The 26,343-nt window shown below is 41.6% G+C and carries 20 protein-coding genes and 1 pseudogene; 10 read left to right on the plus strand and 11 right to left on the minus strand.

The window, feature by feature from the left end; genetic code table 11:
- Positions 1–121: 121 nt before the first annotated feature.
- The 9 genes from BLW31_RS08475 to BLW31_RS08515 all read left to right on the plus strand — a co-directional run bounded on the left by BLW31_RS08475 (position 122) and on the right by BLW31_RS08515 (position 8,116).
- Positions 122–2,164 carry a putative porin gene (locus BLW31_RS08475; RefSeq protein WP_022302264.1) on the plus strand — a complete coding sequence of 681 codons (2,043 nt, stop codon included), beginning with the start codon at positions 122–124 and terminating at the stop codon, positions 2,162–2,164.
- A 17-nt stretch (positions 2,165–2,181) separates the two neighbouring features.
- A complete protein-coding gene (locus BLW31_RS08480) occupies positions 2,182–3,018 on the plus strand; it encodes a transporter substrate-binding domain-containing protein (protein ID WP_010537599.1) in 837 nt (278 codons plus the stop codon).
- Between the two features lie 190 nt (positions 3,019–3,208).
- Positions 3,209–3,730, plus strand: coding sequence for a GFO_1088 family ECF-type sigma factor (locus BLW31_RS08485; protein ID WP_029425487.1), 522 nt, complete (start codon positions 3,209–3,211; stop codon positions 3,728–3,730).
- The gene (locus BLW31_RS08490; RefSeq protein WP_010537597.1) at positions 3,727–4,188 is read left to right on the plus strand and encodes a PG0215 family putative anti-sigma factor; all 462 of its coding nucleotides are present in this window, start codon (positions 3,727–3,729) and stop codon (positions 4,186–4,188) included. The genes BLW31_RS08485 and BLW31_RS08490 overlap by 4 nt, the downstream gene beginning before the upstream one ends.
- A 23-nt stretch (positions 4,189–4,211) precedes the next feature.
- A complete protein-coding gene (locus BLW31_RS08495; RefSeq protein WP_029425486.1) occupies positions 4,212–4,658 on the plus strand; it encodes a DUF6108 family protein in 447 nt (148 codons plus the stop codon).
- A 22-nt stretch (positions 4,659–4,680) separates the two neighbouring features.
- Positions 4,681–5,583 carry a hypothetical protein gene (locus BLW31_RS08500; protein ID WP_022302265.1) on the plus strand — a complete coding sequence of 301 codons (903 nt, stop codon included), beginning with the start codon at positions 4,681–4,683 and terminating at the stop codon, positions 5,581–5,583.
- 112 nt (positions 5,584–5,695) lie between these two features.
- Positions 5,696–6,682: a Gfo/Idh/MocA family protein gene (locus BLW31_RS08505; RefSeq protein WP_010537594.1), complete on the plus strand. Its 987-nt coding sequence runs from the start codon at positions 5,696–5,698 to the stop codon at positions 6,680–6,682.
- A gap of 122 nt (positions 6,683–6,804) precedes the next feature.
- Complete coding sequence (locus tag BLW31_RS08510) at positions 6,805–7,275, plus strand: nucleoside deaminase (protein ID WP_008760614.1); 471 nt, start codon at positions 6,805–6,807, stop codon at positions 7,273–7,275.
- A gap of 37 nt (positions 7,276–7,312) precedes the next feature.
- Positions 7,313–8,116 carry a fimbrillin family protein gene (locus tag BLW31_RS08515; RefSeq protein ID WP_010537592.1) on the plus strand — a complete coding sequence of 268 codons (804 nt, stop codon included), beginning with the start codon at positions 7,313–7,315 and terminating at the stop codon, positions 8,114–8,116.
- 134 nt (positions 8,117–8,250) lie between these two features.
- Here the strand turns inward: BLW31_RS08515 and BLW31_RS08520 are convergent, their stop codons facing one another.
- The 7 genes and pseudogenes from BLW31_RS08520 to BLW31_RS08550 all read right to left on the minus strand — a co-directional run.
- Entirely contained in the window at positions 8,251–9,855 is a 1,605-nt protein-coding gene (locus tag BLW31_RS08520; protein WP_022302267.1) for a SusD/RagB family nutrient-binding outer membrane lipoprotein, read from the minus strand.
- A 19-nt stretch (positions 9,856–9,874) separates the two neighbouring features.
- The gene (locus tag BLW31_RS08525) at positions 9,875–13,063 is read right to left on the minus strand and encodes a SusC/RagA family TonB-linked outer membrane protein (protein ID WP_010537590.1); all 3,189 of its coding nucleotides are present in this window, start codon (positions 13,061–13,063) and stop codon (positions 9,875–9,877) included.
- 313 nt (positions 13,064–13,376) lie between these two features.
- Positions 13,377–14,993 (minus strand): OmpP1/FadL family transporter, encoded by a 1,617-nt coding sequence (locus tag BLW31_RS08530; protein WP_010537589.1) that lies wholly within the window; start codon positions 14,991–14,993, stop codon positions 13,377–13,379.
- 34 nt (positions 14,994–15,027) lie between these two features.
- Complete coding sequence (locus BLW31_RS08535) at positions 15,028–16,383, minus strand: hypothetical protein (protein ID WP_010537588.1); 1,356 nt, start codon at positions 16,381–16,383, stop codon at positions 15,028–15,030.
- A 171-nt stretch (positions 16,384–16,554) separates the two neighbouring features.
- Complete coding sequence (locus BLW31_RS08540) at positions 16,555–18,480, minus strand: histidine kinase dimerization/phospho-acceptor domain-containing protein (RefSeq protein ID WP_029425485.1); 1,926 nt, start codon at positions 18,478–18,480, stop codon at positions 16,555–16,557.
- Positions 18,473–18,697, minus strand: coding sequence for a sensor histidine kinase (locus BLW31_RS25050; protein WP_157998588.1), 225 nt, complete (start codon positions 18,695–18,697; stop codon positions 18,473–18,475). The genes BLW31_RS08540 and BLW31_RS25050 overlap by 8 nt, the downstream gene beginning before the upstream one ends.
- A 272-nt stretch (positions 18,698–18,969) precedes the next feature.
- Positions 18,970–20,328, minus strand: a pseudogene (locus BLW31_RS08550) (histidine kinase dimerization/phospho-acceptor domain-containing protein); the annotation flags it as partial.
- A gap of 143 nt (positions 20,329–20,471) precedes the next feature.
- Here BLW31_RS08550 and prmA point away from each other — a divergent pair.
- Positions 20,472–21,320, plus strand: a complete 849-nt coding sequence (gene prmA / locus BLW31_RS08555) for a 50S ribosomal protein L11 methyltransferase (RefSeq protein WP_010537584.1) — start codon at positions 20,472–20,474, stop codon at positions 21,318–21,320.
- Between the two features lie 228 nt (positions 21,321–21,548).
- Here prmA and BLW31_RS08560 read toward each other — a convergent pair whose 3' ends face one another.
- From BLW31_RS08560 to BLW31_RS08575, 4 genes are all read right to left on the minus strand, one after another.
- Entirely contained in the window at positions 21,549–22,055 is a 507-nt protein-coding gene (locus BLW31_RS08560) for a flavodoxin (protein WP_010537583.1), read from the minus strand.
- A gap of 24 nt (positions 22,056–22,079) precedes the next feature.
- A complete protein-coding gene (locus BLW31_RS08565) occupies positions 22,080–24,116 on the minus strand; it encodes an alpha-ketoacid dehydrogenase subunit alpha/beta (protein ID WP_010537582.1) in 2,037 nt (678 codons plus the stop codon).
- 37 nt (positions 24,117–24,153) lie between these two features.
- Positions 24,154–25,500: a dihydrolipoamide acetyltransferase family protein gene (locus tag BLW31_RS08570; RefSeq protein ID WP_029425484.1), complete on the minus strand. Its 1,347-nt coding sequence runs from the start codon at positions 25,498–25,500 to the stop codon at positions 24,154–24,156.
- Between the two features lie 87 nt (positions 25,501–25,587).
- On the minus strand, positions 25,588–26,310 hold the full coding sequence (locus tag BLW31_RS08575) for a lipoate--protein ligase family protein (RefSeq protein ID WP_010537580.1): 723 nt from the start codon (positions 26,308–26,310) through the stop codon (positions 25,588–25,590).
- Between the last annotated feature and the right edge of the window lie 33 nt (positions 26,311–26,343).

Genomic DNA, 26,343 nt, shown 5'->3' on the forward strand with positions numbered 1-26,343 from the left:
AATTAGAGATACTAATTGACAATTTACAATCGGCATAAATTGGCAAAATAACGCATATAGACGTTAATTGTCAATTGCCAATTGTCAATTGTCAATTTTTCATGTATCTTTGCCTCCAATTATGAGACGAATCTTACTATTATATATATTATTTTCCGTTGTAGGATTGAGTGCTATTCATGCGCAGCTCAACCCTGCCCGCCAACAAATCGACGAAAACGGACGCGACCAATATGGTAATCAGGTAGACCCTGCCATGATTCCGGATAAACTGGACAGTGCTAATGTTGAAGTACAGGGATTGCCGCCTACGCTATATATGTGGCGTATCAAGAACCAATTAGGCGACCGGACAATGATTCCGGCAGATACGACTTATCATCATTTCCAAAACACAAACCTTACAGACGGAATTACCGGACATTATAATTACCTGGCCAATTTAGGTTCTCCGCGTCTGTCGCGTATCTTCTTTGAACGCAATTATCCGGAACCGACCATCTTTATGGAGCCTTTCTCCAGCTTTTTCATTCGTCCGACGGAGTTCAACTTTACAAACAGTAATGTACCTTATACCAACCTGACCTATCACAAGGCGGGTAATAAGCAAAATGGAGAAGAACGTTTCAAATCCTATTTCTCAGTCAATGTAAACAAGAAGCTGGCTTTCGGCTTTAATATCGACTATCTGTATGGCCGGGGCTACTATAACAATCAAAATACTTCTTATTTTAATGCTGCACTTTTCGGTAGTTACATTGGCGACCGCTATCAGATTCAAGGAATATACAGCAACAATTATCTGAAAACAAACGAGAACGGTGGTATCACTGACGACCGCTACATTACCGCACCGGAAGAAATGGCAGAAGGAAGAAAGGAATATGAATCGGTCAATATTCCTACCGTACTCAACGCCAGTGCGAACCGTAACCACGACTTCTACGTATTTCTGACCCAACGCTATAATCTGGGATTTCAGCGGGATATTCCACAAGCGGAAAATGATACGATGCCTGCCAAACAAGAGTTCGTTCCGGTCACCAGCTTTATACACACCATTCAGGTAGAACGCTCACGCCATAATTTCCGTTCGGACGATAACGTAAAGGATTATTATAGTGATACCCATCTCGACAAAGAAAACACATTCGTCAGGGACAGTACCGTTTATGTCGGAATAAAGAATACAATAGGTATCGCCCTCCTCGAAGGCTTCAATAAATATGCAAAAGCAGGACTGACAGCCTTTGCCTCCCATAAGCTGAGCAAATATTCGCTGATGAGCCTGGACCCGCTAAGACAGGATAAATACAACGAGACGGAAATCTATATAGGCGGTGAACTGACTAAAAAGCAAGGAAACGTTCTTCATTATCACGCGATTGGTGAAGTGGGCATGGCAGGAAAAGCGATTGGTCAGTTTAATGTAAAAGGAGATATCGACTTAAATATCCCTTTATGGAAAGATACAGTGAGTGTAATTGCACGCGGAGAAATCAGTAATAAACTTGCGCCATTCTACATGCGCCATTATCATTCCAAACATTTTTGGTGGGACGATGATATGGATAAGGAATTCCGCACCCGCATCGAAGGTGAACTAAACATAGCCAATTGGGGGACACGCCTGAGAGCCGGAGTTGAAAATATAAAGAACTATACTTACTTCAACCAGCAGGCTTTGCCGACACAGAAAGGCGGTAGTTTGCAGGTTTTGTCGGCTTGCTTCAATCAGGATTTCAAGGTGGGAATCTTTCATCTGGACAATGAAGTAATCTGGCAGAAATCCAGTGACCAGGCTGTACTGCCATTGCCGGAACTCTCACTGTATCATAATTTCTATATGCAGTTTAAACTGGCGAAGAAAGTATTGAGCGTACAGTTAGGTGCCGATGTACGTTATTTCACCAAGTATGACGCTCCTGCCTATATGCCTGCTACACAGCAGTTCTACCTGCAACCGGAAGAAGGCAAAGTAGAGATAGGCGGCTATCCGATAGTGAATGTTTATGCTAACCTACACTTGAAACGTACCCGTTTTTATGTGATGATGTATCACGTCAACCAGGGAATGAGCAAACCCAATTATTTTCTGGCTCCTCATTACCCCATCAATCCACGTGTGCTGAAATTCGGACTTTCATGGAACTTCTATGATTAACAAAATCTCTATGGCTTATGAAAACGCGCCCGAAATTGAGACTATTCAGATATCTGTTGCCGGTAGTCATTGTATTGGCACTCATCTTCTCTGTCCGCTATTGCGGTAAGCAGGAAAAGCCTTCGGGACATCCGCGCGATTATGCAGCTATTGCCAAAGAAGGTATCTTACGTGTAGCTACCGAATATAATTCAATCAGTTTCTATGTAGACAGTGATACTGTGTCCGGATTCCACTATGAACTGATAGAAGCGTTCGCACGTGATAAGGGACTAAAAACTGAAATCACTCCTGTCATGAGTTTCGACGAACGGCTGGAAGGATTGAGCGACGGACGTTACGACGTGATAGCTTACGGAATACTGGCAACCAGTGAGCTGAAGGATTCACTGCTCCTCACCTCTCCCATTATACTCAACAAGCAGGTATTGGTACAGCGAAAAGCGAACGGAGAAAATGATTCACTTTATATCCGGAGCCAATTAGACCTTGCCAAGAAGACACTTCATGTGGTAAAAGGCTCACCTTCTATTCTGCGTATTCATAATCTGGGTAATGAAATCGGAGATACCATTTATATAAAGGAAATAGAAAAATACGGTTCAGAGCAACTGATTTCGTTAGTTGCTCACGGAGATATCGATTATGCGGTCTGCGACGAAAGCATAGCCCGCGCAGTGACTGATTCATTGCCACAGCTGGACATCAATACTGCAATCAGCTTTACCCAGTTCTATTCATGGGCAGTCAGCAAACAATCACCCGCATTGCTCGATAGCCTGAATACATGGCTGGACAAATTCCAGAAAGAAAAAGAGTATCAAAAAATTTACCGGAAATACTATACTAAATAAGTGAAGATCCCCCCCGAGGACTTGACTTTCGTATTTGAATGTAGTATGCTTTATTCTCTATAAACAGAAGCTCTGTCCCCCAAAGAGTTAACAATCAATAAAGTTGCTCTTGACAAAAAATTGATCTACTTTTGAAAAAAATCTCTTTTTGATGTCACGTTTTTAATCTGGCACCGTCTTATCAGTGTAAATGGAACTGAAACAATTTAAAATAACCGTTGTGCCCCTTCGAGATAAGCTACTGAACTATGCCCGGAGGATGACTGATGATCCTTCGGATGCGGAAGATGCCGTACAGGAAGTCATGCTGAAGCTATGGAATCTGCGTCAGAAACTGGACGAGTACAGAAGCATCGAAGCTGTAGCCATGACCATGACGCATCATCTTTGCATGGACTTGTGGCGTGCCAAGCGACCGGACACTTTATCACTCGACCGGGTACAGGCTCCCACCCCTTCGGCTACTCCGGAGCGATTGCTGGAAGAGAAAGATGAGTTCAGACTGATGCGGGAGATTATCGACTCCTTGCCTACGCTGCAACGAACAATCATCCGCATGAAAGACATCGAAGAGTACGAAACGGAAGAAATTGCCGAAATCACCGGATGCAATGCAGAAGCCATTCGCAGCAATCTGTCAAGAGCCCGCAAGAAAGTAAGAGAAGTCTATTTGCAAACAATACAAGAACGAAAAAGGAGGAACAAAGCATGAAAGATATAGAAACCTTGCTCAACAAATATTTCGAGGGAGAAACCACCTGCGAGGAAGAACGCAGACTACGACGTTTCTTTGCCGAAGGCCTTGTACCGGAACACCTGGAGGTATATCGCCCGATGTTTGCCTTCTTCGAAGCAGAGCAGGAGGAACTTACGGAAGTCTCCGGTCAATGTAATGCCGGCGAAATGCCTGAACTTGCCATATTCGAGAAAAAGACAAAAACGGTCAGAAAGTATCTGACTTACAGCCTCGGTGCTGCCGCTGCCGCCCTCCTGTTATTACTGGGCATATCGGGCATCTACCGCCATATATCCCCTGCACCGGCAAACTATGTGATCATTGACGGCAAGGAATATACGGACGTTCATTTGATCCGCGAACAGGCGATGGTCGCTTTCCGTGACGTCAGCCTCAGCGAGGAAGAAATATTCGCTACTTTATTTGATGAATAATATAAAAACAGCATATAATTATGATGAATAAAATCATTCGTACCACACTAATCGCCCTGTTACTTACATTCGCTGCCCATGCAGCCGCCCAACAGGGACTACAGATTGCCACCGTCTTTCAGAAGTACGGAAAGCAAAAAGGGGTGACTATGGTAGAGCTATCCAATGAAATGCTGGAAACTTACCAGATGACTCTCTATAAAAGTCTGGTTTTCAAGGATGTCAACAATGCACTTCCCACTATTCTCCGTTGCCTGGAAGCCGATAAGAAGAAAGCGAAGAAAGTGAAAGAAGTTGTTTCCAACGGGCAAATCAAATCCGGTTATTACCAGCTTCCCCAACTTAAGGAGGATGTGAACCGGTTTATCCTCTTCAAAACCGGAAAGAAAGATTCGGCTACCCTGATCTATATCGAAGGGGAACTGGATGCCGACGACCTGATTACCATGCTATTCATGAAGAAAGAATAAAAACAGATTAAGAAATACAAATATGAAAAAACTATTATTACTATGGCTCATGATGGCTCCAATGAGCGGCATGGCACAAAATGAAAGCACTCCGCAGGATACAACACTTTACGTCAACGGACGAAAGATCGTTATCAAGGAACAAGGTGACAAGATCAAAGTGAAACTCTACGAACGCGCATCCGGCGGAGATACGATAACGAACGCGCAAATCTTCGAAGGAGTCTACCTGAACGGACAGAGTACGGAAAGCCGCACCGTACTGAGCGCCCTCCCCTTCTCCAAAAAGAACAACAAGAAAAACAGATTTGAACCTCATGCCGGCGGATTCTATATCGGCTACACCCGACTGTCCAATGACTTTCTCTCATTCAATCCGTCGAGTGGTGCCGATCTCAATTCCAGCCATTCGTGGGAAATAGGCGGTAATCTGTTTACCGGTTCGCACGCCTTTGCGCCTACCTATAACTGGGGAATTACCATCGGATTGGGATGGGGATACCGCAGTATGCGTCTGGATGGCAATTATGCATTCCGTGAAATAGACGGAGTGACCGAAATCTATTCCGGGGAAGAGGCAGAAGAACCTACAGAGTACAGTAAAAGTCGTCTGCGTTATTTCTACTTCCGTATTCCGCTCTCTATCGAGTGGCAAACCCGGCTCAATGGCAAAGGCCCTCTGTTCTTTGCTGTAGGTCCCGAAGCTGAAATCCGTCACGGATTCAGATCGAAAGCAAAAGTTAACGGGTCAAAGAAGACGATTGACAAGGGACTGAACGGACGTCCATTGGGTATCAATTTACTTGCGCAAGCCGGTTATGCAGATCTGGGTGTATATATGCGTTACTCTACATACGGGCTTTTTGAGAAGAACAAAGGTCCCGAACTTTATCCCTTCTCTTTCGGAGTATGCTGGTACTGGTAAAGTAAAACTCATCCCCTTACCTATTTCTGACAGTTAACAATCAATAAAGTTGTTCTTCATAAAAAATAGCTTTATCTTTGGGAGTTGTTAAAACAAGCACAATAGGTATATTATGAATGAAAAGATGATTAAATGGGGCTTCATCGGTTGCGGAGAAGTAACCAAAACCAAAAGTGGCCCCGCCTTTCAAAAGGTAGAACATTCTGAAGTAGTAGCTGTAATGAGCCGCGACGGCGCCAAAGCAAAGGCTTATGCGAAAGAAAGAGGAATCAAGAAATGGTATGATGACGCCCAGGAACTGATTGACGATCCGGAAGTAAACGCCATTTATATCGCTACTCCTCCTTCTTCACACGCTACCTACGCCATTATGGCAATGAAAGCAGGAAAACCTGCCTATATTGAAAAACCAATGGCTGTCACTTATGAGGAGTGTACACGCATCAACCGTATTTCTCAGGAAACAGGGGTTCCCTGCTTCGTAGCCTATTACCGCCGCTATCTTCCCTACTTCCAGAAAGTGAAAGAAATGGTGGAGAATGGCTCTATCGGTAATGTCATCAACGTACAAGTCCGTTTTGCCCAGCCGCCACGTGATTTGGATTACAACCGTGAAAACCTCCCCTGGCGCGTACAGGCTGATATTGCAGGAGGCGGTTACTTTTATGATCTTGCCCCGCACCAGATTGATTTGCTGCAAGACATGTTCGGCTGCATCCTCGAAGCCAGCGGATATAAAAGCAACCGCGGAGGGCTTTACCCCGCCGAAGATACACTGAGCGCTTGCTTTCAGTTTGATAACGGATTGGTTGGCAGCGGCTCCTGGTGCTTTGTTGCCCATGATTCTGCCCGTGAGGACCGTATCGAAATCATCGGAGATAAAGGAATGATCTGCTTCTCTGTGTTTACTTACGAACCGATCGGTCTGCACACCGAACGAGGACGTGAAGAAATTTGCATCGGCAATCCCGAACATGTACAACAGCCACTTATACAGGCAGTAGTAGATCATCTGCTGGGTAAGTCCGTTTGTTCCTGCAACGGAGAAAGTGCTACCTTGACTAACTGGGTAATGGACAAAATATTAGGGAAGCTTTAAGAAGAAGCCTGCCCTTGTTTGTTTCTTAAAATAATTTAATCACTATATTCTATCGTTAGTTTTCTTTATATTTGCGAAAGGTAGCAATAAAAGCAAAACTAACGATATTATTTTTTATAACTATGACCAAAGAAGAACTAATGAGGAAAGCAATCGAGCTTTCCAAAGAAAACGTTGCTAATGGTGGAGGCCCGTTCGGAGCCGTCATTGCAACCAAAGAAGGGGAAATTATAGCTACAGGAGTCAACAGAGTAACCTCTTCGTGTGACCCCACCGCTCATGCCGAGGTAAGTGCCATACGTGCCGCAGCCGCCAAATTGGGGACATTCAACCTCAGCGGATACGAAATCTATACTTCATGCGAACCTTGCCCCATGTGTCTGGGTGCCATTTACTGGGCAAGACTGGACAAAATGTATTATGGTAATAATAAGACGGATGCAAAGAACATCGGTTTCGACGATTCCTTTATTTATGATGAACTGGCTCTAAAGCCTGCCGACAGAAAACTTCCCTCCGAAGTGCTGCTGCATAACGAAGCCATTACTGCCTTCGAAGCCTGGATGTCTAAAGAAGACAAAGTAGAATATTAGCACCAAATCTCACTTAAACTCACTAATACTTAGTAAAATGAAAAGAAAAAACTTTTTAGTTCTTTTAGCCGCAGGATGTTTGTTCAGTTGCCAGCAACAGGATGAACTGCAAGAAACAAGTAAAGAAGCAACCAACTTCTCAATCTCTATCGACGACGCTCTTTCTGACCCGCTTACCCGCACCAGCAGTGATCTGTTTCCTGCCAAAAACAGCATCACCACAGGAGAAGTTATCTCTATGGCTGCTTCCGGTCAGAACTATACCCCATTCATTGTCGGCCAAGATAGCCGTACTTGGAGTGAAATAGGTGCTACAACAAGCACAGTTACATTCTACGCCCATTATCCTGCACTGACGGATGGAGCCGCTACCAGATCAAGTGGCAACAAACGCCTGTTAAAAGGAGGACAAGAACATTTGTTCGGAACAGCAGAAGCCGTTCCGGGTAGTCGGAATGTATCCCTGAAATTCAAACGAATGACCGTACCGGTTATTATACTGGATGAAAATGATAATCCGTATGAAGGGGAAGCTAAAGTCGAACTTAGCCTGAAAAACGAAGGTACACAGGATTTATTGAACGGTATTATTGAAGTCAACGAGAATGCTTTATCAGAGAATATCGAAGTAAAGAAAGTATCCGAAGGTGCTGTTACCAATGTGCTTCCGCAAAAGATCAATGCCGGAGAAGAAATCGGTACTATCACTATCGGAGGAGTAGTTCAGAAAATCAGTGCGGTAGAAGATTTGGATTTAAAAGCAGGAAGTACACTTTCTGTCAGACTGTCAAGAAGAATCGGGGGCGGTATTATCGATGGTAATGTTCCATTGTACAGATAACATTAATGAAATCTTTCTGATTATATTCATAAAAGAACGGGACTCATCACGAATCCCATTTTCTTGTTTATACCTAAAAACTATACAATAAGCCAGCTAGTTCAAGGCGAACCGGCTGGCTTATATATTACATTTTATTGTTTATCCCACCATACGCGTGATGTCATCTTATCCCCTCCGCTAAGTCTCTTTACGGCATCGTTGTAATTAACAGGGTTAGCTGTTATTTCACTTGTCGGATAAATGAAACGACGAGGAATCTCTCCATTTGTCACATTATTAGGATAGCTGGCTGCATTTTGGGACGGAGTCAGCTTAGGATATCCGGTACGACGCCAGTTTGCAAAGGCTTCATACTCATTACAGAATGTGTGGATATAATATTCCGTATTAATCTGTTCCAAAGCCTTTTCCGTATCAGCGTTCAATGGATTAGCATCCAGATAGGCGGCTATCTCAGCATCCGTAATTGTAGTAGTGGCTTTTTCATAATAAGAGAATTGCTTCATGGCGGCAGTCACCCCCTCTTTATAAAGGTTTTCTGCATCTCCTGTATATAATCCACGTTTCACCGCATCTGCCAATAACAACAGATTGCCGGCATGAGTGACAAGCATAGATGGTGAATCCGGACGTGCATATACTGTGCGATTAGGAACAGAATAAGTTTTTCTCCAATCATCACCCGGATAGCCAGGAGCTTTACTGATATCCCAGTCTCCTCCTTTTGAATCATATCCAACCGGCATACCTTTCTGTTTATCAGAAGCATTATCTCCCAAATCAAAATCAGCATCACCCCATCCTGGCTTCGGGTCTTTAGTACAAACCGTAGCAATCAAAGGAAGGCGAGGATCGTCTTTCAATATTTCTATAAAAGTTTCACTGATAAAAAATGCCTGAGTATCCAGACTGGAAAATACTTTTCCATAAGGTTCTGCAGAGTCATCACTCGGCGAACCATTGGCATGTCTGACAATTGCATTATCATCGTTACTTACAAACAAACCATTCGCTACTGCTTTAGCCACCCATGTCTTCGCTTTATCAGGGGCAACTTTGGTCAAACGCATTGCTACCCGAAGCATCAGTGAGTTCGCAAACTTCTTCCACTTTGCAGCATCACCTCCGTAGATAACGTCCGCAGCTCCTATTGTATTACTGGCAGAGGTGCTCAATGCGGCTTGTGCCTCATCAAGTTCTTTCAGCAAATCATTATAGATTGATTCTTGCGTGTCATATTTAGGATACGGAATCGGATTTGTAGAATATCCCTGACCTGCTTCAGAATAAGGAACATCACCGTAAAGATCGGTCATATTCTGGAACATATATGCTTTCATAATACGGCACATCTGATACTCATTTTCATAAGCGGGATTTCCTTCCCAATTATTCATCACATCTATTATATTACGAATAGCCGCACGACCACCGGAATAGAATCCTGTCCAATAAGCACCACTATACTGATCACTCCATGTATAAAAAGATCCATACACCCAGTCCACCGTAGCTGTATGCTGTATCATATTGGCTGTGTAGATACAGCCATTACGCCACACATCCCAGTCGGAACCACATATCTGCGCCTGTACTTGAGTAAACTCCATCTTATAATCCACTACTCCGGGATTCAGGTTCATAGGGTCATTATTCACATCCCCAAAATCATTACAGCTCGTCGTCAATCCCATCAGACTGAAAGCTGTCAAAATATATAAGGTAAACTTTTTCATTGTTACAGTATTTAAGATGTTAGAACTTAACATTTACATTGAATCCCACATTTCTCGTAGCCGGATATCCGTTCAATTCCAAACCTTGAGCATTACCGTTATTATAAGCAGATTCCGGATCAATATTATCTGTATGCTTCAAAATAGTCCAAAGGTTACGACCTACTAAAGAAAGAGTCACACCTTTTATAAGTGTCTGCTTATTCAACCATGCCTGCGGCAAAGTATATCCGATTGAAAGTTCACGCAGTTTTATGAAACTTGCATTATAAACAAACTCTTCAGCAATATTCTGATTGGTAATAGCCTGCCAATAGTCTTGTGCAGAAACAGCTACAGTATTCTTCACATATCCGCCTTTACCGTCAGACATTACACCATCGCCTACCATTGTTCCCTTACCGTCAGCGCCACGTCCCTGCAAAGTATTCTTATGCAAACCATTGCTATAGAGAGACAAATTAGTTCCGGAGAATAATTTAGCACCTGCCTTGAAGTCAATCAAGAAAGCAAGAGTTATATTCTTGTAAGTAAATTCATTGCGCCATCCACCGGTTACTTTATAAACACCGTTTCCTAATACCTGAACTTCATCAGAATGTACGGGAAGACCGTTTTCAAAAATAACTTGACCGTCCGGAGTACGCTTGTACTCATAACCTACTAATTCACCATAAGGATGTCCCAATATATTCTGAACAGAAACATTTCCTAAACGTGAGGTAGCTCCATCAAGTGTCAGTCTCTTTATGTTTTCTCCCGTTCCGTCTTTTCCCAAGTATTTTACATCACTGCTGTTATAAGCTATATTGAATGTAGAATTCCAGTTGAAGTCTTTCGTATGAATAGGAACAGCATTCACCATCACTTCCACACCACTATTTCTGATTTCTCCAACGTTCTGAATAGCTGATTCAAATCCGGAAGCACCACTGGTGGTCACCTGTACGATATCATCTTTGGTTGTCTTCTTATAATAAGCAGCATCCAATGATAAACGGTTGTCCAGGAAAGAAAGATTCAAACCAATTTCCCATTCGGAGATTTGAACAGGTTTCAAGCCTTTATTGGGTACGGTAGAGTTATTGATCGTCACCACAGGCTGTCCGTTAGACTGGTAGTTATCTACTTTATAGGTAAGAAGGTTCTGATATGCTTTTGTTCCGTTAGATGCAGCAGCATAAGATGCCCGAATCTTTCCGAAAGTAAACCAGTCGGGAGTCTTGAATGTATCGCTAAATACCCATGACATACCAATAGAAGGATAGAAATAATGATTATTATCCGGGTCCAGAGTGGAGAACCAGTCATTACGTCCTGTTAAGTTCAAGAAAACCTGATTCTTGTAACCAAGATCTGCGGTACCATAAATTGAATTTACCCGGTATTCTGTATATTCCTTCTTGTACAGATGCTTCGCTGTGTTACTGCTTGAATAGAAATCTGGAACAAAGAAGGAAGATGCCTTATCGTCCAGACCATATTTCTTTGTAATGTTCCTCTGACGGTTTCCACCAAAAGTAGCACCGACACTCCAGTCGCCAAATGTCTTATTGAATCCGATCAAATAGTTCAGGTTCATTTCAGAGAAGTTCTGAGTATATTCCTTTATATAACCACGCGGGTCTTCCGGAGAAGCAGAACCGATTGGCTTCACTTCAGAATATTCCAGATTATAACCGTCACGTGTTACGGCACCCTGGATGTATAACCAATCAAAGATATCATACTTCAAAGTCATACCACCAGTCAGACGATTACGGTTTGTTTCATTGGTAACTCTATACTGCAACCAATACGGGTTATTGAAATAACCGTTTGTACCACCTAACAGTTCTTTACCGTCAGCACCGGTACCCCAGTCACAATCCGGATTTTCGCGTTCCAACCAACGGATATCAAAAGAATTAGCATGATAAAGAAGTGCGGCATTTGTATTACTGTTACCATCAGACAAATTTGAACGACCTTTATTCTTGTCAAATACATAATTAGCATTCACCATCAAATGAACTTTCGAGGAAATGTCATAAGTCGTATTCATATTGATACCTTGCTGACTGATACTGGAATTAGGAAGTATACCCTTTACCGCCATATTGGAAACACCAAAACGATAGGATATCTTATCGGAAGCACCGCTCACAGCCAAGGTTGTCGTATTGTTAATCCCTGTACGATAAAAGTTCTTCCAGTTATCAACAGGAGAATAAGCATATTCCTTGCCCAAGAAGTTTACAGCCTTTCCTCCATCCATTATTTCACCCCAGCTGGATGTTTCAGTTGATTTTGCCACATCCGCAGAAAGCGGGCGATTGCCCTGCGTTCCTTGCCCGTAGGTATCCTGGAAATCACGGTAATCATAAATCACATCAAAAGCCAGGTTATTATTGAATTCAACAGAAACCGGTTTCCCTTTCTGACCCGATTTAGTGGTAATCAAGATAGCACCGTTACCACCGCGATATCCATAAAGCGCAGATGCAGCAGCACCTTTCAGCACCTGAATATCAGCAATATCATCCGGATTGATACTTGACAAACCGTCACCCATATCTTTACCGCCCCACTGACCGGCACTACCGATATTGGTATTATCAAACGGAACGCCATCAATAACATAGAGTGGCTGGTTGTTTCCTGTCAATGAAGCATTACCACGAATAACGACACGGCTACTACCACCCGGGCCGGTTGCATTTCCGGAAACGGAAACACCGGCAATCTTACCGGAAAGGGCATTACCAATGTTAGTAGTACGGGCTTCGGTGAAGTCTTTTCCTCCTACTGTCGTAGTAGAATAACCGAGAGACCTTTTCTGACGTTTAATACCCAAAGCTGTTACTACAACTTCATCGAGTGTCTGCGTATCTTCCTGTAAGATAATGTCTAAAGGTTTGCCCGTGTATTTAACTTCTTGGGGGCTATAACCTACATAAGAGATTTGAATAACTGCCCCATCAGGAACATTGGATAGAACAAAATTACCGTCAAGATCGGTAATTACACCATTTGTAGTACCTTTGACTACAACTGAAGCTCCGATAACCGCTTCACCTGTTTTGTCTTTTACTACACCTTTACACGTACCGTTTTGCTGTGTGACATTCACACTTGTTGCTCCATTGTCAGAGGCTGCATAGGAAATTGCTGCCGGCATGGCACACAAGAGCAACAGCACACTTACTGATTTGAGTGGTTTAAACATAATACTGCTCTTTTAAGGTTAATAAAAATAAGTTTGTGTGTAGAGAGGACGTCAATATTTCATAGTTTGGTTCTGACTACAAATACAAAAATATGAAATTATTTTAAATAACAAGAAAATAAGTAGTTTTTTTTCTTTAAACAAAAAGAATAATTATATCCACTGAGAATATTACGATATACGAAACATCGACAATCTGTTTTGTCAGCAAATAAAAAATAAAAAAAGAAATCCCTGGAACCGCTGTAGACACTCAGCATTCCAGGGACTCTAACACACAAAAGTTATTATTGAAATTGAAAACAGTTTCTAATTAAAAGCGGAAACCTAAAGTCATCAGTACTTGACTACGTGTATTGGTTACTTTGGTTGCCTGTGGCGTTACTAAAGCCCATTCGCCAGACTTAGCATCCTGAAATTCATTAAAGAAAGGATAGAAGTCTTCTTTATATGCAGAAAACTTATATGCTAAATCCGCATAAAATATACTTCCCCTATACCCTATACCCAATGTAAATACATTCTGTGACATTTTATTAGAGAAATCAGTATCAGTCATAATAGAATTGGAAGGAAGATATTTCACAGCCTCATCTTTAAAAGCTGATGACGTATAGTTATATCCTAAACGGAATGCAAATTGAGGAATTACTTTATATTCGGCTCCTAAACGGAATGTATGTGTACCTTTCAGACAGTTCTTAGCTTCAGCTGTCTCAAATTCCATATCTCCTCCTCCTTCATTACCGGGATACTTAAACTTCATTGTAGAATAATCTTCATATTCATATTCTGCACCCAAAGCTAAAGAATTTCCAACTGTATATCCCATATTTACATTAAATGTCCATGGAGTATTCAAGCGGTAATCCCGTTCCATATCGCCTACATAATCATAAGTATCTACGATTATACGATCCCAATCACCTGTTGACGCTTTGTAATCAGTAGTCATACGAGCACTTGTTGCATAAGTCAACTTATAAAAAGTCGGTGTATGTACGGCAAAACCAACTCGGAAAGAAGAATTCTCAAAGGGACGAATGATCGCTCCCAGCTTTATATCAAATCCCGATCCTTTGATCTTGCTATAGCTATCCAGTAAATAACCTTCATCATTATCATACGATTCATCATAGCCTGAGTACTTTTTATAATTAACGTCATAGGCTCCGACAGTCACACCTAAATAAACACGATCACTAATATTAAAAGCAATATTAAAATCATATTCTCCAACTCCGCCTTGTTCTCTAGAATTGAAAACTGAATAAGGTTCTCCATAATTTAACGGATGATATAAATTTTCATCTTTACTATCCTTCTCTATCATTCCACCTTGAAATCCTATTGCTCCTAGCCATCCCGCTTCATTATCACTATAGATATTTCTGTTACTATAGTCCAGAGGTTCTCTATATGAATCCCAAACATACTTTGCAGCGTCAGTAGCCTGTTGCGCCATGTAGTTAGCCTGTGATACAGGTCTATCACCATATACGCCCATAAATCCAGCCATTGACATATTCTTATACAATGACTTCGAACGTTTGTAATTGAAACCAAAATTCACATAACGCAATGGAGTTTCATTACCAACTTTGGTAGAGAAAACAAAGCCAATGTTATCAAACGACCACCGATTCTTATCATTATTAAAAGTTTCTCTGTCATATTTACTTTCTGCACCATAAGCAGAGAAACTAAATGAAGTCATCACATCGTTACTTCTATATATACCAATACCGGCAGGATTTGTCCCCATTGTAGTAATGTCACCTCCTAAGGCTCCCATTGCTCCGCCCATTCCTACGAAACGGGCAGTACCATTCAAATCCTTTTCAGCTAACTTTGCAGCATCATATATAGATTGCGCACTAGCACCTATTATACAAGATAGAGCACATGCTAATGTTATTATCTTTTTCATAATCTTAAATTATTCATTTGAATATTACTCAACTTTATCGTCTGCTACTTCTGCTGGAAGACCCGCCACCGCCGCTACTTCCACTACTAGAACGAGATGAACTACCACCAGAAGAATAGCTACCGCCACTGGAACGGGAAGAAGAACTTCCTGATGAATAGCTACCACTTGAGCGAGAACTGCTACTACTGCTAGGAGTATAGCTACGAGTAGATGAAGAACTACTACGTGTACTGCTTCCTCCTGAATAAGTACGTGAAGGTGATGTAGAACTTCCTCTATTATAAGTAGAAGAACTAGTTCTTCTCGATGAAGAAGAAGGAGAATATGTAGACGAACTACGTGTACTGCTACTTCCTCGTGTACTATTATAGGTAGAACTACTCCGAGTACTACTTGGGCGTGTATAGGTACTCCTTCTTGAAGAAGATGCGTCTGAGCGAGTACTTACTCCTGAACGTACGGCAGACTCTCTTCTTGAAACTACCCGTCCTGTCGTACTGGTACGATTGCCCGAAGTTACACTTGTTGCTCTACGAGTCTGTGAACGGTTATAATCTGAACGACGAGAGGTAGAGATTGATCTGTTAGGAGCATAAGAACGACGATTTGTATATGAGTTGCCAGCCCAATGGCTGCCGCCTCCACCGCCCCAGCCCCAGCTAGGACCACCACCCCAGTGGTGATGATGTCCCCAATAGCCACCGCCGCCATAGAAGCCACCCCAGTAGCCACCCCAGTAGCCACCATACCAGCCGCCCCATGAACCCGGGTAATATCCCCAGCCATAGTAAGGACGATTCCATCCCCAACCATAGTTCCATCCCCAACCGTAAGAGTTGTAACGCCAATCCCACCAAAGAGGATTACTGAATGTCGGGAAAGCATAAGCATACATGCCATCAGTATATACATTCCAGTCCCATGAATTAGGTCCGTAAACTACATCCCAATATAGAGGACTGCTAATGCTGATAGCAAAACGCGGATTACGGAAACGGATTATGCGTTCGGCATATTCATAGTCATCCTGTGTACCATTGAATTCACCAGTTACCCATTCTCCATCCAAATCCGGCTGATCTTTCTCTTTTATGTATAAGGTATCGTTATCCAATACGAATTCATTATCCTTTGCATCATAACGACGGTTATATTCATCTACATCCCGTGTGTTTCCCTTACGGTCCTGAACAACAACAGTAGTGCCCGGTGATGTATAGATGTTGGTCGTGAGTTGCTTTTTCGGTTCCTTCTTCACTGGAGTCGTTTCTTTCTTCTCCTGCTTGTCTTTAGAAGGTACGAAATAAAGGTCGTCATCAACGCTTTGTGCCATCAAGCCTATAGGGAGGCATAAAGCAATTAGCAAGAAATAAACAATCTTTTTCATATCATCTCGGTTTATGTAATTACTTAAACTTATTCACATTACAAAGATAAGGAAGAGATTTACCACTTAGGGGAGATTTTCCCCAAACGATTATAGGGAAATCCCTATTTTCACGACTTTTATGAAGGGGAAAGATTATTTTGTTATATCAAGACTGCCGCAATCAGTCTATCAAACAAATGGAATAGTAAACTGTACATATTCCTCATTTACAATCCAGGCTCCTCCGAAATGCTCCACAAGCATACGATTCATTTCACTTTGAATCACAATGTTCTGTACAGGAGAAGTGGTGATAAAAATAGAATTATATACAGTAACCATAATCTCATTCTTAACCATATTCGTTTCTATCAGAATTCTCAATGGCTCACGTGGTACCTCATCAACTGGAATAAACACTGTCTTCATAAGTCTGAACAACCAGTTTCCATCATAACGAATCAAGTAATTAACACCTTGTTCCAATTTATTATTTATCTGTAACTCTTTATTAACAGAAACCGTCCCGATAGCTTCTTCCAGATAAGTATTAAAATACAACTCCGCTGTCTGAAACTTCATCATACCTGCTTCTAAACGGGATAGATCGAGTATATCATTTATTAATTGAGATAATTCTGTAGCCGTTTTAGATATAACACCTGCGGCGCGGTTCTTCTGCTCATCAGTGAATTCTTTATCAGAAGCCAATGCCAGAGAGCAGTCCACAACTTCCGTCAACGGTTCCCGTATCGCATTATTCATATTAGAAATAAATGATTCCTTTACCTTATTTACCTTTTCTACTTCCTGGGCTATTCGTCGCATTTTTCTTTCTGACTTGCGCAGTTCTCTGTTGATACGATATTTAAGAATGGAAAAAATTAATAAAACAATAATGATCACCGCCATCAAAATTAATACGGACATGCTTATATAATAACGGAAACGTAAAGTCTGCAACTGGATTTTCTCTGTAGCATGGGTATTCCGAATAAAATTGACCTGCTTGTTGTATATCGAAACAGAAATTGAATCATTAGCCTTTAATGCCTTTTCATACAGCGGCAAGGCACGTTCGTAATCTTCCATATCCAGAAAAATATCAGCTTTATCGAGTAATGCATTATTATAATAAGAATAGTCAACTTTTCGATAACCGATAATAAGAGAATCCACACAGGCTATCGCCTCATCCCATTGCTCCGTTGCCGCATAATAGGCTTTATTTATCTCGTAGTATCTCAATTTATTAACAAAATATCTGTCAGAATAATATTTATCGGTCAACTGAATATACTTCTTTGCATTTGGCAAATCTCCCATTGCAAAATAATATTCGGCATAAGATACATATAAATAAAAAAAATCAAGATGCAACATTTGCTCCATATCCGGTTGCCTGCGAATCTCATTCTGAATGATTCTCTCCCGTTCCTGTATGCATTTCAACAGACCGGGATAATCTTTAAGCAGTTTATATACCATTATCAGGCTATTATTTATATCAGCAGATATTGTATAATCATTAAATTCCAGAGATTGAGCATAAGCCTTTTCCAGCATATCACCAGCTTGTTTCACTCTACCGGTCACACGATAAGCTCGTGCTATACTTTGGTATGCCAATACAATGCCTTTATTATTCTTCAATGCCTGAGCTTCGTGCAACATATCCGTAGCTCGGTCTTCAAGCTCTTCAAAACTCTCATTCAATACTAATAAATCAATGTCACATTGTTCTCCCAAAAAGACTAAATCGTAATACTTTTCTTTCTTAGCTAAAGGCACCAATAAATCAAGCCACTTTCGAAGTTCTTCCCGATTATTCTCATTGAAGCATATATAAATATGATATAGGTAGGCACGACATTTATAAAGATTATCCTTTTGAGACTCGGCTTCTTTCAATAGTTCGTCAACATATTGTTTTCTAACGATTGGTTCCGGTTTGCAAACATCAACCAGTTCGCATAACGTTTTCAATCGTAAAGTATCATGTCCCGTTGATTCCAACTTTTGCATCAATATTTCTTTCGCACTGCTATCACCTGCGTATACATACGCCACCCCCCCAAGGAACATCCAAGATAACAATAATATTATTTTATTCATTCTCATGGCTATCATTTTCTAACGGATGTGTAAATACAAATCTTGCACCGGAGGTATATTTCGGATCAATCCAGATTTTCCCTTTCAGGTGTTCCACAATAAACCGACAAAGAGAAAGTCCGATTCCACTACCCTGAATTCCCTCATGTAACTTTTCAAAACGAGAAAAGATAGCAGGCTGCTTATCCAAAGGAATACCACACCCCGTATCCTCCACAGTAAAGACAGCCTCTTGCTTTTCGGTATCGATATCAAGCAAAAGGGCAATGGTCCCTTCGGAGTAAATTTCGTAGCATTAATCAACAGATTAATCAGAACTTGCTGCAAACGGGTACTATCTGTTTTTAAAACCAATTCATTCAACGATGTATGAAATACAATTTCTGCTGAAGTCCGCTTTACTTTTTCAATCGTTTCTATGGTTCTTTGACATAAGGCTACAACTTCGTGCCGTTCTAAGTTAAATGACATATTGTTCTCCTCTTGTTCGGACAATTCCATCACATCATTGATTAGTTTATGCAATAATTGTGCATTTTGCCTGATACTATCTCCACACATTTGCCTTGTCTCATCATCAATTGCATCTCCCATAGACGAAAGAACTTCCGAAAACCCGACAATAGCATTCAACGGTGTCCGGATTTCATGCGTCATGTTTGAGAGGAACATACTTTTAGATAAAATAGACCGCTTAGCTCTCTCATTTGCTTCAGACAATCTTACGCGTGACTTGTCTAATTCCTTATTATTTCTTTTAATCACTACAATTAATATTCCGATGATAACAAGCACAATGAGAGTATAACATATGATCCGTGCCAACAGCCCGTCATATACCTCCGCATTCTCCAATTTCATACGATCGGCTATATACGTTGAACGTATGGAATCCAAAGCTTCTGCAAAACGTTCCGTTTCTAAAGAGCGATTCAACTCCTTCACCTCATGATAAAGCACAGCGGCCTGTTGCAAGTCTTCTAAAATATGCAACAAAGCTCCTTTCGACTGCAAAGCATTCTTATATTCATATAGATTCCCTCTTTCTTTTGTAGCTACAATCAGGGAATCATATAAAGTAACTGCCTTCGTATAGTTTTTCTGAAAAAGATAATAGCTGATATATAAATCCAGTGATAATTCGGACAAGTACTCATTTGTTCTTTGCAAGTTCGTCGCCTTTTCCCAATATTTCTCAACCAATTCTTTATTTCCAACCTGAATATATCCTAGTGTGCGATACGACTGGATATAGAATTCAAAGTCTTCTTTCCCTATTAAATTTTGAGGGAGAAGCCTCTCGGCTATATCCAGATACTCCATTGCCTTCTCCACCTCATTCATTTTCAAATAAGCATAAATCTGCTGAATAACTAAGCGAAGCTTTATAAAGGCATCATTATTATTTTGTAATTCTGCTTCGGCTGACAGAAACGTCTCAACTGCCAATGCATAAAGCCCTGTATGCATATAAGTATCCCCAATAGCCTGCAATGACAAGGCTCTTCCCCGTGATGAATTTAACAGTTTAGCCTTTTCATACATCTCCTGCGCCTGAACAATCGCCTCGCCTGTTCCTCCTTTCAGACAGGTAGCATTGACTTTTATCTGTGCCGCCAGGAATGCAGTATTCCAATCTTCTGACTCCCAAGCTTCCTGTTCTACCTCCGCACATAATGCCAAGATAGAATCTTTCCATACGGAAGTAGTGGAATAAATCAGATTACGATTTGAGAGAGATAATAAATGAGGTAGTTTATGAATGGATTGGGCATTGACAGCATTCCCTAAACCCGTAAATAAATACGTAGCCAAGCCCAATAATAATACGAATGTTCTTTTGTTCATGTTTCTTTATCAAACAGGTTCTGCCTATCGACCGTTCACACAAAGATACAAAAAAACAATAGCAGCATATACTTAACACAATTACTTAGCTAATAATTCGTTTTTTGAGTATCTTTGCACATTATTCAGAATAAAGAAAGATTATGAAATACTTTGAATTTGTATTCCGTACACATCCCTGCACCGAAACGGTGAACGATGTATTGGCAGCCGTCCTTGGTGAAGCCGGATTTGAGAGTTTTATGGAATGTGAAGGCGGACTTACCGCATATATTCAACAATCCTTGTGTGACGAAACAAGTATTAAAAATGCTATCGCAGACTTTCCACTGCCCGATACAGAAATCACCTATACTTACACTGAGGCAGAAGACAAGGACTGGAATGAAGAATGGGAAAAGAATTTCTTCCAACCGATTGTTATCGGAGACCGGTGTGTAATTCACAGTACATTCCACCATGATGTTCCGAAAGCAGAATATGATATTGTAATAAACCCGCAAATGGCTTTCGGCACAGGACATCATGAAACGACAAGCCTCATCATCGAAGAGTTGCTGGACAGCGAACTAAAAGACAAATCCCTGCTGGACATGGGTTGCGGAACTTCGATCCTTGCCATACTTGCACGCATGAGAGGTGCCCGTCCCTGTACTGCCATCGATATTGATGAATGGTGTGTACGCAACTCTATTGAAAACATCGAACTGAACGGTGTAAACGAAATTGCAGTTTCGCAAGGAGATGCTTCATCACTTGTCGGTAAAGGTCCTTTTGATGTGATTATCGCTAACATTAACCGGAACATTCTGCTGAACGACATGAGACACTACATTGCCTGTATGCATCCGGGGTCCGAACTCTATATGAGTGGGTTCTACATAGATGATATTCATGCTATCCGAGAAGAGGCAGAAAAAAATGGGCTGGTTTTCGTCCATTATAAGGAGAAAAATCGCTGGGCAGAGGTTAAGTTCGTCTGCAAAGGTTAGCTATTTGCAATTTATCTTTAAGACATTTTTATCAGTCTCAGACTATAAAATACAGGAGATGCTGATTTTGTACAGTACCACATACCCATCTTGTCACACAAGAGATGTTCATCTGATACTGCACGAGATCAGCATCTCTTGCAATATGTCCCTCAATACTAAAAAAGGAGTATAGCGATATCACCGCAGCTATCTTATTATTTTTTCAATCACATAGCACAGGCAACATCATTCAAATTCCTTCTTTACCTGTTCACACCATTCCCTGATTCTCTTTTCCGCCTGCTCAGACTGATTATCCAGATCTACCACCAAGCCACACCACCGATCTCCGCGCAGTGCCCGGGAACGTTCAAAAGTATATCCTTCGGAAGAAGTAAAACCGACCAATGTGGCCCCATCTCCTTCAAATACCTCGGCAAGCAGTCCGATGCCATCTGCAAAGTTTTCGGGATAACGTATCTGATCACCCAATCCGAAGATGGCAACTTTTTTCCCTTTTAGATTCAGCGTCCTAAGTTCCGGCAAGAGTTCATCCCAATAGGTTGGGAGTTCCCCATCAAACCAGGTAGAAGCGCCTACTATAAAACAATCATATGCTGTAAAATCATTCTGCCACGCCTGTTCTATAGCAACAACCTCTAGCTTATCTTTTCCAAATTCTTTCTGAATCTTCTCTGCCACCCAAGTAGTCTTATCAGCTTTGGTGGCATAAAACAAACCAATCTTTTTCATAAACTATACCTCCATTTTATTCGATTAATATTCCAGCACCTTTTTGGCAGCTTCATATATTTTCGCTTCATCCGGCAAAATTTCTTTCTCCAGAATAGGATTAAAGCCAACCGGAGTGAAAGTAGAACCGACACGTTGTACCGGACCATCCAAATACCGGAACATTTCCGAACCAATCATGGCTGCCAGCTCTGCCCCAAAGCCTGAAAACACTTTATCTTCGTGAACAACCAATGCCTTGCTAGTCTTCTTCACTGATTCAAAAATCGCCTCTTTATCTAATGGCATCAACGAACGGATATCGATGACTTCAACTTTCCATCCTCCTTCTTTTTCCAGCCGTTCAGCCGCATGTAGACAAAAATGAGTAGTATTACCATAAGTTATAATACTCAAATCTGTTCCTTCACGGCGAACACGTGCCTTTCCGAAAGGAACTTCAAAATCCTCGGGAACAACGGCAGCTGCTTCTACCGAATTATATAATGCCTTCGGTTCCAAAAACAGCGTAAATCCTTTAGAACGCATACTGGTACGCAACAGTCCGGCTGCATCATCAGCAAAAGAAGGACAAACGATACGTGCACCTGGCAAGGTAGTCAGTGCACCTTCTATATTTTGAGAATGATATAATCCACCACCGATATATCCTCCGGAAGCCAGTCGCAAAGTAATATTCGGTGCAAACTTACCATTGCTGCGCCAATATTCATGTGTACACTCTACATATTGTTCTACAGCAGGCCAGAAGTAGTCGGCAAATTCCGCCCCTTCTATCACCACGTGAATTTTAGGGTCGAAGCGACTCATTCCGTTGGCCGTACCTACAATATAATCTTCGGCAATAGGTGCACTGAACACACGTGCTTCACCGAACTCCTGCTGCATCCCTTTGGTCACATTAAAAACTCCCCCTTTTTCTCTGTTTGCTACGTCCTGTCCCCAAATAAAGGTATCCGGATTATGTCGGAACTCAGCTTTTAAAGTTTCATTAATAGCATTTACAAGGAAAGTTTTCTCCCCTTCTTCCTGATGAGTCCCCTCTTTATACTTCTGAGGTTGATAAGGTTCGGGCATCACAAAGTCATAAATACTCTTAGGATCGGGATCAGGAGCTGCCAACGCTTTACGATTGGCAGCAGACAGTTCTTTTTTAGCCTCGACTTCAATTTGTTGCAATTCCTCTTCCGTCAAACGTTTGTAACGTAATAACATCCGTCGGAATTTCATCAAAGGATCTGCCTCTTTCACATATTCCAGTTCATCTTCATCCCTGTATAAGGTATGTTTATCTGAATTGGAGTGAGAACCGATACGAACACAATTGGCTTGTACTATCACTGGATTACGGGTGTTGATCGCATATTCACGAGCTTCGCTCATAGCATTCATAGAATCAAAAACATCTTTTCCGTTGCAGTAGATGATTTTCAAATTCTTAAAGCCGGAAAAGTTTTCGGCAACTTTACGGTTGGCAGTTTGTTCCGATTTAGGTACGGAAATGCCATATCCGTTATCCTGAATAACAAAGATCACCGGAAGACGTTCCAGACTGGCTCCATTAATAGCTTCGTAAACAAATCCTTCGGAAGTGGCGGATTCGCCGTGTGAAGTTATTGCCACTCCTTTGTGACCATAATATACCATTGCTCTCGCTACACCAGCTGCATGCAGGTCATGTGTGCCGGTAGCAGAAGAAATGTTCTCAATATGCCACTCCGGTTTGGCAAAGTGATTGGACATATGGCGACCGCCACTACCCGGATCAGTCGCTTTTGAAATACCGTTCAATATGACCTCTTCGGCTGTCATTCCGGCAGAAAGTACAGTCAGCATATCACGGTAATAAGGAAACAGAAAGTCCTCTCCAAGTGTGAAAACCTGACCAATAGCCAGCTGGATTCCATCATGCCCGGCATAAGGAGCATGGTAAGACCAGCCTAGTGATTGTAACAGATAAGATGGTGCCTTTTCGTCCAAAGCACGCCCTAGTGTCATCAGATGATACCATTTTTTCAGGGTTTCTACATCTGTTGTCTTTATATCATATTTCTTTTTCATGGTTAATGCAATTCTTAATGAATAAAATAATCAAGTATCAACCTTCCCAGTTCTCCAGATAATCGGCGATAAAATGCAGGAAGTTGCCCCCCAGCATACCATCTACCACACGGTGATCGTAAGAAAGAGACAGGTACATTTTATGACGGATGGCAATTGTATCTCCTTCCGGTGTCTCTATGACAGCCGGTTTCTTCTCAATGTATCCCACTCCCAAGATAGCTACCTGAGGCTGATTTATGATCGGTGTGCCGAAAAGGCTCTTAAAAGTACCGAAATTGGTAATAGTAAATGTACCTCCATCAATATCTTCAGGCATTAATTTGTTGTCACGCGCTTTGATTGCCAATGAATCGATGGCAACAGCCAATCCGTTAAGATTCAAATGATCGGCATCATGTACCACAGGAACAATCAAGTTACCATCATTCAAAGAAACAGCAATGCCCACATTAATATGCTTCTTAAACAGGATATTGTAGCCGTCGACCGATACATTTACCTGAGGATAGGTGGACAGTGCTTTTGCTACAGCTTCTGTTATTACAGGCATATATGTCAACTTCACTCCTTCGCGGTGGAAGAAAGCATCTTTATTCTTTTCACGCCAGCGAACCAGTTTAGTAACATCGACCTCCACAACATTGGTTACGTGCGGAGATACTTTCTTTGACATAACCATATGATCTGCAATGATATGGCGAACCCGGTCCATTTCTTTCACCTCCACTCCCGGAATGTTGGACGCCGCGGATGATACAACAGCAACGGGTGCTGTTGTTACAGGTGCAACACTTGCAGATACAGCAGGTGCACTGCCTACCGGTGATGCCGTTTTTGGAGACGATGCAGAGGGCACAGACGGTGCAGGCTCCGGCGTTCCGGAAAGTCCTCTTTTCTTTCTATCAATATAATCTTTGATATCTTTCTTACTCAACCGCCCTTCGTATCCTGTACCTTGTATGGAATCCAGTTCCTCTTTCGGAATTTTAGCTTCCCGTGCCAACTGAATGACAACAGGAGAATACCAGCGTTCCTCTTTTGTCTCAATAGATTCCTGATTTCCCTTCTGAATCTCAGACTCTGCAAATACTTTTTCATGAGAATCACTAACATTCTCCTGAGAAGAATCATCTTCCTCTCCTCCCATATCCACAACAGCAACCACAGTACCAACAGCAACCGTATCACCTTCTTTAAATAGAATTTCCACTACTTTCCCGGCTACCGGAGAAGGAATTTCCGCACTGACTTTTGCAGTATTTACTTCGAAGAGAACATCGTCTTCCTGAATGATATCCCCCACTTTTACAGACCAAGAAACAATAGTCCCTTCGGTTATACTCTCGCCCAACTTGGGCATTTTTATTTCGAATCTTGACATAGACAGTAAATTTATTATTCAACCTTGATATATTAAAACAACCCGCTGAAATAGAAAGTTTTAAGTTAAAGTATTTTTAACCGGACTTCAGCGGCTGAATATCCATTCGTCCCGGATATATTTTTCTTTCCGAAGTTTGTCAATAGCCCCTAGCTCCCATTCATTGAAAGCAACAGCCGATTGCCCCTTACTAAAATATTGGAAAACAGTCTTTTTGAAATCCTCAATCGTCTCCATAGGCAAGTAGTTGGAAATATTAGTGACCGCACTTCGGACAGAAGGAACGGCATATACAGGCACTGATTCTTTTTCTTCTATTTTTCCTTCCGGATTTAAAACCTTATTCAATATGGTCATATCCGTATCATAGAGTAAAGTACAATGATACAGAACTCTATTTTTATATACACATTGAGCACTCCCCGATATCTTCAAGCCATGCAGATAGATGCCCAGTCGTTCATCTCCTTCGGCAGTTAAGCCAATTGAAACGAAAAATTCCAATACGCGATGAAGATATGTCTTGAAATCAGGCAGACGGGACACTGTCTCAATAAAAGTCAAATTGACATTGCCCAAATCATGATATACCGTTCCTCCTCCCGAAAATCGACGGGCAATATGAATCTGTTGCAGTTCCGCCCACTCCCGGTCCACTTCCGACTGTACACGTTGATGTTTGCCCATCACCACAGAAGGCGTATCCTGCCAAAGCATAAAAACATCATCAGCTCCCTGCTTCAACAGATATTCTTCTGCCGCCAAATGGAAGTAAATATCGGTGAAAGGACTATGAATACAACGAACCATAATGTATACTCCTTATTCTTTCAAAAGAATTAC

Origin of the sequence: Bacteroides faecis MAJ27, assembly GCF_900106755.1 — a bacterium.
Classification (GTDB): Bacteria; Bacteroidota; Bacteroidia; order Bacteroidales; family Bacteroidaceae; genus Bacteroides; species Bacteroides faecis.

What these genes read in the sequence shown, in the direction of transcription:
- BLW31_RS08475 (WP_022302264.1), top strand. Translation starts at nt 122, where the DNA reads ATGAGACGAATCTTACTATTATATATATTATTTTCCGTTGTAGGATTG.
- BLW31_RS08490 (WP_010537597.1), top strand. Translation starts at nt 3,727, where the DNA reads ATGAAAGATATAGAAACCTTGCTCAACAAATATTTCGAGGGAGAAACC.
- BLW31_RS08495 (WP_029425486.1), top strand. Translation starts at nt 4,212, where the DNA reads ATGAATAAAATCATTCGTACCACACTAATCGCCCTGTTACTTACATTC.
- BLW31_RS08565 (WP_010537582.1), bottom strand. Translation starts at nt 24,116, where the DNA reads ATGAAAAAGAAATATGATATAAAGACAACAGATGTAGAAACCCTGAAA.
- BLW31_RS08535 (WP_010537588.1), bottom strand. Translation starts at nt 16,383, where the DNA reads ATGAAAAAGATTGTTTATTTCTTGCTAATTGCTTTATGCCTCCCTATA.
- BLW31_RS08510 (WP_008760614.1), top strand. Translation starts at nt 6,805, where the DNA reads ATGACCAAAGAAGAACTAATGAGGAAAGCAATCGAGCTTTCCAAAGAA.
- BLW31_RS08520 (WP_022302267.1), bottom strand. Translation starts at nt 9,855, where the DNA reads ATGAAAAAGTTTACCTTATATATTTTGACAGCTTTCAGTCTGATGGGA.
- BLW31_RS08570 (WP_029425484.1), bottom strand. Translation starts at nt 25,500, where the DNA reads ATGTCAAGATTCGAAATAAAAATGCCCAAGTTGGGCGAGAGTATAACC.
- BLW31_RS08560 (WP_010537583.1), bottom strand. Translation starts at nt 22,055, where the DNA reads ATGAAAAAGATTGGTTTGTTTTATGCCACCAAAGCTGATAAGACTACT.
- prmA (WP_010537584.1), top strand. Translation starts at nt 20,472, where the DNA reads ATGAAATACTTTGAATTTGTATTCCGTACACATCCCTGCACCGAAACG.
- BLW31_RS08575 (WP_010537580.1), bottom strand. Translation starts at nt 26,310, where the DNA reads ATGGTTCGTTGTATTCATAGTCCTTTCACCGATATTTACTTCCATTTG.
- BLW31_RS08515 (WP_010537592.1), top strand. Translation starts at nt 7,313, where the DNA reads ATGAAAAGAAAAAACTTTTTAGTTCTTTTAGCCGCAGGATGTTTGTTC.
- BLW31_RS08485 (WP_029425487.1), top strand. Translation starts at nt 3,209, where the DNA reads ATGGAACTGAAACAATTTAAAATAACCGTTGTGCCCCTTCGAGATAAG.
- BLW31_RS08505 (WP_010537594.1), top strand. Translation starts at nt 5,696, where the DNA reads ATGAATGAAAAGATGATTAAATGGGGCTTCATCGGTTGCGGAGAAGTA.
- BLW31_RS08530 (WP_010537589.1), bottom strand. Translation starts at nt 14,993, where the DNA reads ATGAAAAAGATAATAACATTAGCATGTGCTCTATCTTGTATAATAGGT.
- BLW31_RS08480 (WP_010537599.1), top strand. Translation starts at nt 2,182, where the DNA reads ATGAAAACGCGCCCGAAATTGAGACTATTCAGATATCTGTTGCCGGTA.
- BLW31_RS08525 (WP_010537590.1), bottom strand. Translation starts at nt 13,063, where the DNA reads ATGTTTAAACCACTCAAATCAGTAAGTGTGCTGTTGCTCTTGTGTGCC.
- BLW31_RS08540 (WP_029425485.1), bottom strand. Translation starts at nt 18,480, where the DNA reads ATGAATAAAATAATATTATTGTTATCTTGGATGTTCCTTGGGGGGGTG.
- BLW31_RS08500 (WP_022302265.1), top strand. Translation starts at nt 4,681, where the DNA reads ATGAAAAAACTATTATTACTATGGCTCATGATGGCTCCAATGAGCGGC.